The 12,304-nt window shown below is 48.3% G+C and carries 16 protein-coding genes and 1 other annotated feature; of the genes, 12 read left to right on the top strand and 4 right to left on the bottom strand.

What is annotated here, in order from left to right:
* Nucleotide 1: 1 nt before the first annotated feature.
* Nucleotides 2–808, top strand: a complete 807-nt coding sequence (gene minD, locus TRNA_RS35985; protein WP_003184035.1) for a septum site-determining protein MinD — start codon at nucleotides 2–4, stop codon at nucleotides 806–808.
* Nucleotides 809–852: 44 nt separating this feature from the next.
* On the opposite strand, the gene TRNA_RS35980 is transcribed toward minD, so the two are convergent.
* Together TRNA_RS35980 and TRNA_RS35975 are read right to left on the bottom strand one after the other, a co-directional pair.
* Nucleotides 853–1,173, bottom strand: a complete 321-nt coding sequence (locus tag TRNA_RS35980) for an ArsR/SmtB family transcription factor (RefSeq protein WP_003184034.1) — start codon at nucleotides 1,171–1,173, stop codon at nucleotides 853–855.
* The gene (locus TRNA_RS35975) at nucleotides 1,173–1,604 is read right to left on the bottom strand and encodes an SRPBCC family protein (protein ID WP_369878943.1); all 432 of its coding nucleotides are present in this window, start codon (nucleotides 1,602–1,604) and stop codon (nucleotides 1,173–1,175) included. Before TRNA_RS35975 ends, TRNA_RS35980 begins: the two co-directional genes overlap by 1 nt.
* Nucleotides 1,605–1,746: 142 nt before the next feature.
* Between TRNA_RS35975 and TRNA_RS35970 the strand changes: the two genes are divergently transcribed.
* The 9 genes from TRNA_RS35970 to pheA all read left to right on the top strand — a co-directional run bounded on the left by TRNA_RS35970 (nucleotide 1,747) and on the right by pheA (nucleotide 8,068).
* Nucleotides 1,747–2,538 carry a M23 family metallopeptidase gene (locus TRNA_RS35970; RefSeq protein ID WP_003184030.1) on the top strand — a complete coding sequence of 264 codons (792 nt, stop codon included), beginning with the start codon at nucleotides 1,747–1,749 and terminating at the stop codon, nucleotides 2,536–2,538.
* Nucleotides 2,531–3,397, top strand: a complete 867-nt coding sequence (locus TRNA_RS35965) for a M50 family metallopeptidase (protein WP_003184028.1) — start codon at nucleotides 2,531–2,533, stop codon at nucleotides 3,395–3,397. The genes TRNA_RS35970 and TRNA_RS35965 overlap by 8 nt, the downstream gene beginning before the upstream one ends.
* 69 nt (nucleotides 3,398–3,466) lie before the next feature.
* Nucleotides 3,467–3,541 (top strand) — a sequence feature (ribosomal protein L21 leader region).
* Between the two features lie 12 nt (nucleotides 3,542–3,553).
* Nucleotides 3,554–3,862 (top strand): 50S ribosomal protein L21, encoded by a 309-nt coding sequence (gene rplU / locus TRNA_RS35960; protein ID WP_003184027.1) that lies wholly within the window; start codon nucleotides 3,554–3,556, stop codon nucleotides 3,860–3,862.
* A 12-nt stretch (nucleotides 3,863–3,874) separates the two neighbouring features.
* Nucleotides 3,875–4,216 (top strand): ribosomal-processing cysteine protease Prp, encoded by a 342-nt coding sequence (locus tag TRNA_RS35955; RefSeq protein WP_003184025.1) that lies wholly within the window; start codon nucleotides 3,875–3,877, stop codon nucleotides 4,214–4,216.
* 12 nt (nucleotides 4,217–4,228) lie between these two features.
* Entirely contained in the window at nucleotides 4,229–4,510 is a 282-nt protein-coding gene (gene rpmA / locus TRNA_RS35950) for a 50S ribosomal protein L27 (RefSeq protein ID WP_003184023.1), read from the top strand.
* Nucleotides 4,511–4,735: 225 nt separating this feature from the next.
* Nucleotides 4,736–5,314, top strand: coding sequence for a sporulation initiation phosphotransferase B (locus TRNA_RS35945; protein ID WP_003184022.1), 579 nt, complete (start codon nucleotides 4,736–4,738; stop codon nucleotides 5,312–5,314).
* A 32-nt stretch (nucleotides 5,315–5,346) separates the two neighbouring features.
* A complete protein-coding gene (gene obgE, locus TRNA_RS35940) occupies nucleotides 5,347–6,633 on the top strand; it encodes a GTPase ObgE (RefSeq protein WP_003184021.1) in 1,287 nt (428 codons plus the stop codon).
* A gap of 113 nt (nucleotides 6,634–6,746) precedes the next feature.
* The gene (locus TRNA_RS35935) at nucleotides 6,747–7,190 is read left to right on the top strand and encodes an ACT domain-containing protein (RefSeq protein ID WP_003184018.1); all 444 of its coding nucleotides are present in this window, start codon (nucleotides 6,747–6,749) and stop codon (nucleotides 7,188–7,190) included.
* Nucleotides 7,191–7,216: 26 nt separating this feature from the next.
* Nucleotides 7,217–8,068 carry a prephenate dehydratase gene (gene pheA / locus TRNA_RS35930; RefSeq protein WP_025805050.1) on the top strand — a complete coding sequence of 284 codons (852 nt, stop codon included), beginning with the start codon at nucleotides 7,217–7,219 and terminating at the stop codon, nucleotides 8,066–8,068.
* 43 nt (nucleotides 8,069–8,111) lie between these two features.
* On the opposite strand, the gene TRNA_RS35925 is transcribed toward pheA, so the two are convergent.
* Both TRNA_RS35925 and TRNA_RS35920 read right to left on the bottom strand, forming a co-directional pair.
* Nucleotides 8,112–8,654 carry a transcription repressor NadR gene (locus TRNA_RS35925; RefSeq protein WP_003184015.1) on the bottom strand — a complete coding sequence of 181 codons (543 nt, stop codon included), beginning with the start codon at nucleotides 8,652–8,654 and terminating at the stop codon, nucleotides 8,112–8,114.
* The gene (locus TRNA_RS35920; RefSeq protein ID WP_009327768.1) at nucleotides 8,623–9,801 is read right to left on the bottom strand and encodes an IscS subfamily cysteine desulfurase; all 1,179 of its coding nucleotides are present in this window, start codon (nucleotides 9,799–9,801) and stop codon (nucleotides 8,623–8,625) included. The genes TRNA_RS35925 and TRNA_RS35920 overlap by 32 nt, the downstream gene beginning before the upstream one ends.
* A gap of 100 nt (nucleotides 9,802–9,901) precedes the next feature.
* Between TRNA_RS35920 and nadB the strand changes: the two genes are divergently transcribed.
* Both nadB and nadC read left to right on the top strand, forming a co-directional pair.
* Entirely contained in the window at nucleotides 9,902–11,476 is a 1,575-nt protein-coding gene (nadB, locus tag TRNA_RS35915) for an L-aspartate oxidase (RefSeq protein ID WP_003184010.1), read from the top strand.
* The gene (gene nadC, locus TRNA_RS35910; RefSeq protein WP_009327769.1) at nucleotides 11,457–12,296 is read left to right on the top strand and encodes a carboxylating nicotinate-nucleotide diphosphorylase; all 840 of its coding nucleotides are present in this window, start codon (nucleotides 11,457–11,459) and stop codon (nucleotides 12,294–12,296) included. The genes nadB and nadC overlap by 20 nt, the downstream gene beginning before the upstream one ends.
* Nucleotides 12,297–12,304 lie beyond the last annotated feature (8 nt).

The following is a 12,304-nucleotide window of genomic DNA, read 5'->3' as shown; positions in this document are numbered from 1 at the left end:
ATTGGGTGAAGCTATCGTAATAACCTCGGGGAAAGGCGGAGTAGGCAAAACGACGACGTCTGCAAATCTTGGCACCGCCTTGGCCATTTTGGGGAAACGGGTATGTCTCGTTGACACGGATATCGGCCTGCGCAATCTTGATGTTGTCATGGGCCTTGAAAATAGAATCATATATGATTTGGTGGATGTCGTTGAGGAACGATGCAAAATCCATCAGGCGCTTGTGAAAGATAAGCGCTTTGATGATTTGCTTTATTTGCTGCCGGCCGCTCAGACAAGCGATAAGTCGGCTGTTTTGCCCGAGCAGATGGTCAAGCTGATCCAGCAGCTCAAACAAGACTTCGACTACATTGTCATTGACTGCCCTGCAGGGATTGAGCAAGGTTATAAAAATGCGGTCTCGGGCGCAGACAAGGCGATTGTCGTGACAACACCGGAAATCTCCGCTGTTCGTGACGCTGACCGGATCATCGGCCTGCTTGAAAAGGAAGAAAATATTGAGCCGCCGAGACTTGTCGTCAACCGGATCCGCAACCACTTAATGAAAAACGGCGATACGCTGGATGTTGATGAAGTCATTCAGCACTTGTCGATCGAACTGATCGGTATTGTTGCGGATGATGATGAAGTGATTAAAGCTTCCAATAACGGGGAGCCTGTCGTCATGGACCCGAATAATAAAGCTTCAATCGCATACCGGAACATCGCCCGCCGCGTGCTGGGCGAATCTGTGCCTTTACAGTCGTTTGAAGAAGAAAATAAAGGCGTTTTCGCAAAGATTAAATCATTTTTCGGCGTACGCGCTTAACTGCAAAAAGCAATCTCCAAAGCGAGATTGCTTTTTTTGCAGTTTTATTGATCGTTTTCTACTTTATGCTTTAGCAAGGAAAGCTTATTGTCCCAATACATGTCGAAGTAGGCGAGCCACTGCTGCAGCTCGGCGAGAGGTTCGGGATGAAGCCTGTACAGTTTTTCTCTGCCCGCTTTTCTCCCGCTGACTAGGCCTGCTTCGGACAAAACTCTGAGATGCTTTGAAACAGCCGTCCGGCTCATCGGGAAATGGCTGCTGATATCTGTGACAGGCAATTCTTTGCCGGCGAGGAGCTCCAGCATTTTTCGCCGGGAGGGATCGGAAACGGCTTGGAACACATCATGTTTTGCGGCGGATGTCACTAGCCCTCAACTGCCTGACGCAGCTTTTGATTGACGATTGTTTCCCAGCCGCCATTCATCCGATTGCGGACATCCGCTTGCTTTTCTCCCGCTTTTGAAACCGTTTCTTCCGGCGCACCCCATCCTGAATGAATCAGGGTAAATTCGGTTTTTTCTGCAGAAAGCTCTTTCAATTCAAATGTGACGATCCATCCCGACGTATCCCAGCTGAAAGCGAGTCGATGCGGCGCATCAAGCTCGATCACTTTGCACGGGGAGGGGCCGAAAGGAGACTGCAGGGTGAATTCGCAGCCGATCTCCGGGCGGAAATCATTAGGCATAAACCAGGCGGCGATGCCTTCACTGGTGGCGACGGCCTCCCACACTTTTTCTATCGATGCGTGAAAAACAGCCTGTTTATGTATATCAGGCACTAGTTGATTGCTCATAATAGACCTCCTAGAAAAAAGTAAAACCAAATGGTTTCCTTTCTATTATATGAAACCTTTTAGTTTTATGTCAATGTTCCGTCATAATTCCCTGGGACAAGGCATATCATTGAACAAACGAACCTGAATGTAAAGGATGAGGGTTATGAGTCATAGAGCAGATGAGATTCGAAAAAGAATGGCCAGGAAAAGAAAGCGGAAAACACCGGACAAACAGCCCTTTTCATCAGACGGCAAAAAGCGGCCGCTCAAGCCGCCTGCATGGACAGCCTTTTCGGAAGATGAAAAAGGAGGAGACTTCCCTCCGCCTGAAGGAAGTTCCCTGCTGATAAACGGGAAGCACCCGCTTGTCAAGGCGGATGCGCTCATCTTGAAATGTCTTCTGTCGGCATGCCTTGTTCTTGTGTCCGCCATTGCCTACAAAGGCCAGTTTGAACCCGCAAACCAAATCAAACCGGTTATCAGCCAGGTGTTTACTGAAGAGTTCCAATTTGCGGCCCTCCAGAATTGGTATGAATCCAAGTTCGGCGATCCCCTCGCATTCTTTCAGCCGAAAGGCGCCAAACCGTCCGGCCAGGTCGAGGTGAATCAGGATCTCGCTGTACCTGCCGTAGGAAAGGTTCAGGAGAAATTCTCAGGGCAGGGCATTAAGGTAGAAACAGAAGACGAAACGATCCGCAGCATGAAGGAAGGCTATGTCATTGAAGTGGACAAAAATCCGGAAACAGGCCTGACGGTGGTCTTGCAGCATGCGGACAACAGCTATACCTACTACGGCCAGCTGAAAAAAGCGGATGTCGCTTTATACGATTATATAGATAAAGGAACGAAGCTCGGAACGATTGAGCAGGATAAAAATCAAAAAGGCATCTATTACTTTGCGATCAAACAAGGAGAGGAATTTGTTGATCCGATACAGGTGATCACATTTGAGTAAATGGACGGAGCTCTTCACCAAGCTTCACATTCATCCGCTGCTGTGGCTTGTCATGGCGATCGGTATCATGACAGGACATATTAAAGCGCTGTTTTGTTTAATGATCATTATTTTGATCCACGAGCTTGGCCACGCTGCTGCTGCCGTTTATTTTTCATGGAGAATTAAAGGCATTTTCCTGCTGCCTTTTGGAGGAACGCTGGAAGTCGATGAACACGGCAACAGACCGTTAAAGGAAGAGCTTGCCGTCATCGCCGCGGGGCCTGTTCAGCACATTTGGCTTCAATTTGCAGCCTGGCTTTTGGCGGTCAATTCGCTCATCAGCCCTCATATATTTGAAACGTTTACTTTTTACAATCTGACCATCCTCTTGATAAATCTGTTTCCTATTTGGCCGCTTGACGGCGGGAAGCTGCTGTTTCTGCTGTTTTCAAAACACCTTCCGTATCAGAAAGCGCAGCGGATGATGCTGGCTGTATCGTGCTTTTGCTGCGCTGTTCTAATCGCGGCGACTCTGCTGGTCTCCCCGTCGCAGCTGAGCGCTTGGGTGCTTCTCGTATTTTTGGCTGCATCCCTTTACCAGGAATATCGCAATCGGCATTACGCCCATATCCGTTTTTTGCTTGAGCGCTACTATGGAAATGAGAGGGAAGTGCGGCGACTCGCACCGATCACGGTGTGCGCCGAACAGCAGATTTATGAGGTCATGCTCATGTTTAAAAGGGGCTGCAAACACCCGATCATTATTGAGAAGGACGGACAAAAACTGAGCCAGCTGGATGAAAATGAAGTTCTCCACGCTTATTTTACAGACAAGCGCACGACTTCCTCAATGGAAGATCTGCTTCTGGTTTATTGACCATCCTTCTAAAAGACATTGACACTCGGGCTCTTTTCTGGTATATTTTTTAATGTTATGGATGTAGCACCCGTGCTACAACCGCTCAGCACAGGCGTTAAGTGCTTTCTTAGCCCCCTGTGACTGGCGAGTCTTAGTTTATTAGGAGGTGCAGAGATGTACGCAATTATTCAAACAGGCGGAAAACAAATCAAAGTTGAAGAAGGCCAAACTGTATACGTCGAAAAGCTTGCTGCTGAAGCCGGCGAAACAGTTACTTTTGACAACGTATTGTTTGTCGGCGGTGAAAATGTTAAAGTTGGCAGCCCTACGGTTGAAGGTGCTACGGTAACAGGCAAAGTTGAAAAACAAGGCCGCGCTAAAAAAATTACCGTATTTAAGTACAAGCCGAAGAAAAACCAACACAAAAAACAAGGTCATCGTCAACCTTACACTAAAGTTGTTATCGAAAAAATCAACGCTTAAGGCGTGTATGATATGATTCATGCAAAGATTACAAGATCCCGATCGAACAAAGACATCTTGGGCTTTGAAATGTCGGGACATGCGAATTTTGCTGAACATGGTCAGGATCTCGTTTGCGCAGGGGCGTCGGCGGTCGCCTTTGGAGCCGTCAATGCCGTAATGAAGCTGACGGGCATTGAGCCGGTCATTGACCTCGGGGAAGACGGGGGGTTTTTATCTTTCCGCTTCCCGGACGGTACGGATCGTGAGGCTTTTGAAAAGGCGCAGCTCCTTCTCGAAGGCATGATCGTCTCCCTTGACACGATCGAACGAGACTACAAAGGTTACTTAAAAGTAACGACGAACAAAATATAGGAGGTGAGCTACATGCTAAGATTAGATCTTCAGTTTTTTGCATCTAAAAAAGGAGTAGGTTCAACGAAAAACGGACGTGACTCTGAGGCGAAGCGCCTAGGTGCTAAACGTGCAGACGGTCAATTCGTATCTGGCGGTTCAATCCTTTATCGTCAGCGCGGAACAAAAATCTATCCAGGTGAAAACGTTGGGCGCGGCGGAGATGACACTCTATATGCAAAAGTCGACGGAACTGTTAAATTCGAACGTTTCGGCCGTAACCGCAAAAAAGTGAGCGTATATCCTGTAGCCTAACCTTTAAACGAAACTCCGGTCGTTCTGACCGGAGTTTTTTACATTCAGCACCATGACTTGCTTAAAACACCTTCCCGACGCCTAAATAAGGCCGGGTTTCCGCTCTGATTCTGCTTCGTTAAAGTATATAAACGTGTTTCATTTATACTGCCTTCTCTGTTATAATTCAAAGTACAAACTGAATCAGACTCCTAAAAGAGAGACCAAACGATTGGGAGTGCCAAAATGGAAGAAACTTCGAAAAAACGAGAAAAGAATATGGACGATAAGGCTTTGACCCATGAGCTTATCCATCTGCTCAGCCACTCAAGGCACGACTGGATGAATAAACTGCAATTGATTAAAGGAAACTTAACATTAAAAAAGTATGACCGCGTATTTGAAATTATCGATGAAGTGGTCATCGAAGCTCAGCATGAATCAAAGCTTTCAAACCTTAGAATCCCGCGCGCGGCGTATGAGCTGCTTACATTTAACTGGATGGCCCATTCGCTGACGCTTGAATATGAGGTGATCGGTCAAGTCAAGGATTTGTCAGCTTATGAAGAAAGGCTCGTCGTTCTCATCAGAAAGCTGTTTGGGATTTTTGACGATGCCGTTTTGAAAGGCAGCGACAATCATCTGACGATCACGCTGCAGACGGACGGTCCGGACGACCGCCTCGTCATCTTTCTCGATTTCCACGGCGTATTCACAAAGCTGACCGGTATCAAAGACTTTCATCATTCACTGGCCGACTTTTATGAAATCAAGCGGTTTGATGTAACAGACCGTGAGTGCATCGCCGAAATTCATATCAAGTAAAGCGGTTTTTTAGGAATAGAACGGAGGACATTATGTTTGTTGATCAGGTGAAAATATACGTAAAAGGCGGAGACGGAGGCAACGGTATGGTTGCTTTCCGCCGCGAAAAATATGTGCCAAAAGGAGGCCCTGCCGGAGGTGACGGCGGAAAAGGCGGAGACGTCGTTTTCAAAGTTGACGAAGGTCTCAGCACGCTGATGGATTTTAGATATCAAAGACATTTTAAGGCAGCGCGCGGAGAACACGGCATGTCTAAAAACCAGCACGGCCGAAATGCCGAAGACATGGTTGTGAAAGTCCCGCCCGGCACGGTTGTCATTGACGATGATACAAAACAGGTCATCGCTGATTTAACGGAGCACGGACAGGAAGCCGTCATCGCAAAAGGGGGACGCGGCGGACGGGGCAATACACGTTTTGCGACGCCTGCCAACCCGGCGCCGCAGCTTTCTGAAAACGGCGAACCCGGCAAGGAGCGCTATATTGTTCTCGAGCTGAAAGTTTTGGCAGATGTCGGTCTTGTCGGCTTCCCAAGCGTCGGAAAATCAACGCTCCTGTCTGTCGTGTCTTCGGCCAAGCCGAAAATTGCCGATTACCACTTTACAACGCTGAACCCGAATCTCGGAATGGTCGAAACGGAAGACGGCCGCAGCTTTGTAATGGCGGATCTTCCGGGACTGATTGAGGGGGCGCACGAAGGAGTTGGCCTCGGACACCAATTCCTCAGGCATATCGAAAGAACGCGCGTCATCGTGCACGTTATTGACATGTCGGGTCTTGAAGGGCGCGACCCGTATGAAGATTATGTGACCATTAATAAAGAGCTTGAACAGTATAATCTCAGGCTGACAGAACGTCCTCAAATTATTGTCGCCAATAAAATGGATATGCCGGATGCGGAAGAAAATCTGAAGGCTTTCAAAGAAAAGCTCACAGATGATTATCCTGTTTTTCCAATCAGCGCGGTGACCAGACAAGGCTTGAGGGATCTGCTGTTTGAAATTGCCGACCGTTTGGAAACGACGCCGGAATTCCCGCTCTACGACGAAGAAGACATGGCTGAAAACAGAGTCATGTATAAGCTTGAGGATGAGGAAGCGCCGTTTGAGATCAGCCGTGATCCTGACGGCACCTTCGTGCTCAGCGGAGCCAAGCTTGAACGCTTATTTAAAATGACGGACTTTTCAAGAGATGAGTCTGTTAAGCGTTTTGCCAGACAGCTTCGCGGAATGGGCGTCGATGATGCGCTTCGGGCCCGCGGTGCAAAAGACGGGGATACGATCCGTCTTCTCGAATTTGAATTTGAATTTATCGACTGATCATACCGGAGAGTTTGCCAAGCAAGCTCTCCGACTTTTAGCTGAAAGGAACGCCCTTCCTTTCGCAGGATCAATGTAAAGGAATCAGGGTTTTTAAAAGGAGAGAAAAGTCTGTGAAAGAGGAGACCTTTTATCTTGTCAGGGAAGACGTGCTGCCGGAGGCAATGCGGAAAACACTTGAGGTCAAAAAGCTGATTGAGCGGAAAAAAGCGGAATCTGTAGCTGAAGCCGTACAAAAGGTAGATTTGAGCCGAAGCGCTTTTTATAAGTACAGAGATGCGGTTTTTCCTTTTTATACGATGGTCAAGGAACAGATTATCACGCTTTTTTTTCATTTGGAGGACCGCTCAGGAACGCTGTCCCATCTGCTGCAAGTGGTAGCTGAATCGGGCTGCAATGTGCTGTCGATCCACCAGACCATCCCTCTTCAAGGAAGAGCGAATGTCACGCTCTCTGTCAGTACGAGAGGCATGGATGAAAATATCGATTTGCTGATGAACAAATTAAGAAAGCTGGAATTCGTAGAAAAGGTCGAAATACTAGGTTCGGGCGCTTAAGGGAGAGAATGACATATATCATGAGTATGAGAGTAGGTTATTTAGGTCCAGAAGCAACTTTTACGCACCTTGCCGTCTGCTCCTGCTTTTCAGATGCAGACCAGCAAGCATTTAACACGATACCGGCCTGCATGGATGCGGCGATGAACGGGGAGATCGATCTGGCTGTCGTCCCGCTTGAAAATGCGATTGAAGGATCGGTGAATCTGACAATAGACTACTTAATTCACGAACAGCCTCTTTATATTGTCGGAGAAATCACCGCTCCCATCCGTCAGCATTTGCTTGTGCATCCTACCAGAAAAGAGGCTTGGGAAGACATTCAGAAGGTTTATTCCCATTCCCATGCCATCGCGCAATGCCATAAATTTTTGCACAGCCGGTTCCGCTCCATTCCGTTTGAATATGCGACATCCACCGGAGCAGCTGCAAAATACGTGAGCGAAAATCCGGAAGAGAACATCGGCGTGATCGCCAATGAAATGGCAGCAGATACTTACGGATTAGACATCGTCAAAAGAGATGTGCATGACTATGAATACAATCACACGAGATTTGTGATGCTTCATCCGGATCGCGAGGCATCCCCTCCGGTCAACCCTCAACTCAAGGGAAGACCGAAAACGACTTTGCTGGTGACCCTTCCTTCGGACAGATCGGGAGCTCTCCACCAAGTGCTGTCGGCTTTCGCCTGGAGAAATTTGAATCTTTCTAAAATTGAATCGCGGCCGACAAAAACCGGTCTCGGCAATTATTTCTTCATTATTGATATTGAAATGGCCCTGGATGACGTGCTGATTCCAGGTGCAATAGCTGAGCTTGAAGCTTTGGGCTGCAAGGTGAAAATGCTCGGTGCCTACAACGCATATACACTATAAAAGAAAGGTCCTTTGCGCTGATAACGGCAAAGGACCTTTTCTTTTATTCGGGAATGAGGATGCCCGCTTTTTGCAGGGCGCCGCAAGCTTGTTCGATCTTCTCTTCATCATCTGCCTCCAATGTGTGGAGATGGATGCCGTTTGTCAGCTGAGACAGATAAGCGGCGTTTGTCGAAGAGATTTTTTTGACGAAATCCGCGACTTCTTTTCTTGTGCTGACCCTGATCGAAGCTGTTAAGTCTCCGTAGACCGGATGTTCAATCGTTACATCTTTCACCGTTACGCCAAAGTCGACGATCAGATTCAGCTCTTCTTCCGTTTTTTCGGGTTCGTGGTCACAGGCGATGATCCGCTGAACCGGCTGTTTTTTGCCGAGGGCTGACCGCAAATACATGTACCCTTGGCTTGTTGCGATGATCGGTTCGTTTTTTGCTTTTAATAAAGAAATATCCTGTACTATTACCTGCCGTGAAACAGATGCTCTTTTGGCCAGCTCGCTTCCTGTAAGCGGAGCCTCTGACTCCTTCAGCCAAGCCAGCAGCTGCTGGCGCCGCTCAGCTCCCGTAAGTTTTAATCCGTCTGTCAATCCGATGGTCTCCTTTCTCATTCATCATATCTTCAAGAACGTCCAACAGCCTATCAACATGTTCGCTTGTCGTATCGCATCCGAATGAAATCCGGACGAATTGAAGCGCGAGCTCCCTAGGGATCAAAAGGGCTTTCATCGTATTCGAAGGCTCATGATAGCCCGCTGAACACGCGCTTCCGGTAGAAATGCAAATTCCTCTCCGATTACATTCCAGCATAGTATATTGTCCTTCAAAGGAATGAAAAAAACAACCTATAATATGCGGCAGAACATGCGAATTTGCCGAATCGGGCACAGCAAGGGAGACGGGAAGCTTCCGGTCTTTTACTCCTTCCAGAAAACCTGCGCGCAGCTCCTGGAATTTGAGATGCGCGGCATCCATGCGGTTTATTGTCGAATCTGCAGCGGTAATGAAAGCGCCGATTCCAGGGACATTGACGGTGCCGCTTTTAAAGCCGTTTTCATGCAAAGTGCCCGGGTAGACGGGTTTCCAGTTTACACCCGGCCGAATATAGACAGCCCCAACTCCTTTTGGGCCGTATACTTTGTGGCTTGAGACCGATAAGGCATCAGCGCCGAGCTCATCAATGCGGACCGGAATCTTGGCAAATGTCTGTACGCAGTCGCTGTGCAAGAGCACGTCCCGCTTATGCAGGTAAGCCGAGAGCTTTGCCAGAGGCTGGATGACGCCTGTTTCTGAATTGGCATGCTGAATCGAAACCAGACCCGTATCCGGGCGGAGGTGCCGTTCAAGTATATCCGTTGTAATGATGCCTGAAGCATTCGGCTTCATCAAGTCGACATCAAATCCCAGCATCTCGAGATGCCGTTTCAAAATATGGATCGACTGATGCTCCATTTCTGTCATTAAAAAGCGCTTTTTCCCGGCGGGAAGTCCATTTAAGATGGAGTGAATCGCTAAAAAGTTGGCTTCGGTGCCTCCGCTCGTAAAATAAACGCCTTCTTCTTCTCCGGATAAAAGTTCTGCCATCCTTTGGCGGCAGCAGCGCAAAATGTTTTCGGCTTTCCCTCCTGCATCGTGCAGACTGCTCGAATTTCCGTATACGTCTGTGCTAAGTTTTTGAAACGCGTCCAAGGCTTCTTTTGATGCCGGTGTCGTCGCTGCATAATCAAGATAAATCACGGCGCTCGTCTCCCATTCTTTATAAAAAATACTTGAGTTTATTTTATCGATGTGTAAATATAGGTGTCAAGACACATGTAAATTTACAGGAGGAGTCGACATGTCTCATCAGACGATTATTGTTGTCGGAGCAGGTGCCGCAGCGTTGTCTTTTGCTGCATCCATTCCGCCGTCTTATGAAGTGGTTGTGATGACAAAAGCATCTGTAAAAGACAGCAATTCAACCCTCGCTCAGGGAGGAATTGCATCTGCTGTATTGCCTCGCGATTCCTGGTCGCTTCATGCGGACGACACGTTGTATGCCGGGTGCGGCCACAATCAAATCGAAGCGGTCCATGATGCCATTAAAGACGGACAGCGCCTTGTTGATGAGCTGATCCTTCAGCATTTCCCTTTTGATACTGACGAATCAGGAAAGCTGAGCCTCGGAAAAGAAGGCGCGCATTCGGTGAACAGAATTTTGCATGCCGGGGGAGACGCAACAGGACAGGAGTTGATCCGGCACTTAATCGGACGGCTCGGTCCGCACGTCGTGCTGAAAGAATACGAAACGGCGGCGGATTTATGGATTGAAGACGGACGCTGCTGTGGCGTCTGGACGAAAGACAGCCGTGGGAAGACGTTTCTCAGAAAAGCCGATTTTGTCGTGCTGGCGGCAGGAGGCTGCGGAAATCTATTTCAAATCAACACGAATAACCGTTCTGTGACAAGCGATGCGATTTCTTTGGCGTATCGGGCAGGAGCAGAGCTCGCAGACTTGGAATTCGTTCAATTTCATCCTACATTGCTTGTCAAAGACGGGCGCGCGCACGGACTTGTTTCAGAAGCTGTGCGCGGAGAAGGTGCTGTGTTGATTGATGAAAACGGACAGCGGGTGATGGAAGGCATACATTCTTTGCTGGATTTAGCGCCGCGGGACGTTGTATCTCGGGCGATACACCAAAAGCTTGCCTGCGGAAGCAGCGTATTTTTAGATATTTCCCGCATATCAGACTTTAAAAGCCGCTTCCCTACGATTTCTTCTCTTTGCGAAAAAGCCGGTATTTCCATTGAAGAGGGCCGGATTCCGGTTTCACCGGGCATGCATTTTTTAATGGGGGGCGTTTCTGTGAATAAATGGGGAGAAACGGCTGTTCCAAACCTTTTTGTGATCGGGGAAGCCGCTTGCACCGGCTTTCACGGTGCCAACCGTCTGGCAAGCAATTCTCTCTTGGAATGCATCGTCTTCGGAAGGAGAGCGGCGGAGCGGATTCAAGCCTGCCAAAAACCGGAGCCTGTCAGAGGCCAATCTCCTCAGCCTGAGAATGTGACGTATTCTGTTCCTTTGACAGATGTGAAGGATATTCAGAAACAAATGACAGATTATGCGGCGATCGTGCGTACGGAGGATGAATTGACGAAGGTGAAAGAATGGCTTGAGCGAATGCCGGTTCAAATCGTAAATGTGAAAGAAATCACAATAGAACAGCTCGAGCTAGCTCATTTATGGCAGACTGCCAAACAGATGACGGCCTCGGCACTGCTTCGTACAGAAAGCAGGGGCGGCCATTACCGTTCGGATTGTCCGGCGCCTGATGATAAAAACTGGCACGGCAAGCAAATCGTTCACACAAAAGGCGGGATCAAGATCAGACAAAACGAAGGGATTGTGAAATATGCAGCGGTTCATACTTAGGAACATGCTTAAGGAATTTTTCAAGGAAGATATCGGCCGGGGGGATCTCACTTCAGAAGCCGTTTTTGATGACAATCATCAATGCGAAGCTGTCATCACAGCGAAGGATGACGGCTTGTTTGCAGGAGAATTAGTGATTCTGGAAGGCTTTCGGCTGCTTGATGAAACGATCGCCGTCCACATGCTGAAAACAGATGGCGAAGCGGTTCGTAAAGGGGAAACGATCGCGCGACTCAAAGGCCGTGCAGCTTCCCTCATGACCGGTGAACGGGTTGTGCTGAATCTCATTCAAAGAATGTCCGGGATCGCCACATTAACAAAGCAGTCCATTATCAGGCTGAATGATCCGAATATCGCGATTTGCGATACGAGAAAGACGACCCCGGGCCTGCGCATCCTTGAAAAATACGCGGTCAAAACCGGCGGGGGCAGCAATCACCGCTTTGGATTGGACGGCGGCATCATGATTAAAGACAACCATATTGCCGCCTGCGGCTCGATTTCAAAAGCGGTTGAAAAAGCGCGGTCAGCGTGCGGCCATATGGTCAAGATCGAAGTGGAGATCGAATCTGAACAAGAGCTTCATGAAGCGATTGAGGCCGGCGCCGATATCATTATGTTCGACAATTGCCCGCCCGAGACGGTGAAAGCATTTGCTGAAATGACACCCGCCGGCATTATAACGGAGGCTTCAGGCGGAATTTCATTTGAAAATCTCCCCGCTTACAGGGGAACAGGGGTGCACTGTATTTCATTGGGCTACTTGACTCATTCGGCGAAAAGCCTTGATATCAGCATGAATGTTGATCTGAAAAAATAAGCGGGATT

The sequence above is a fragment of the Bacillus licheniformis DSM 13 = ATCC 14580 genome (assembly GCF_000011645.1).
GTDB classification, from domain to species: domain Bacteria; phylum Bacillota; class Bacilli; order Bacillales; family Bacillaceae; genus Bacillus; species Bacillus licheniformis.
This window is presented reverse-complemented; position numbering and strand designations above follow the sequence as displayed.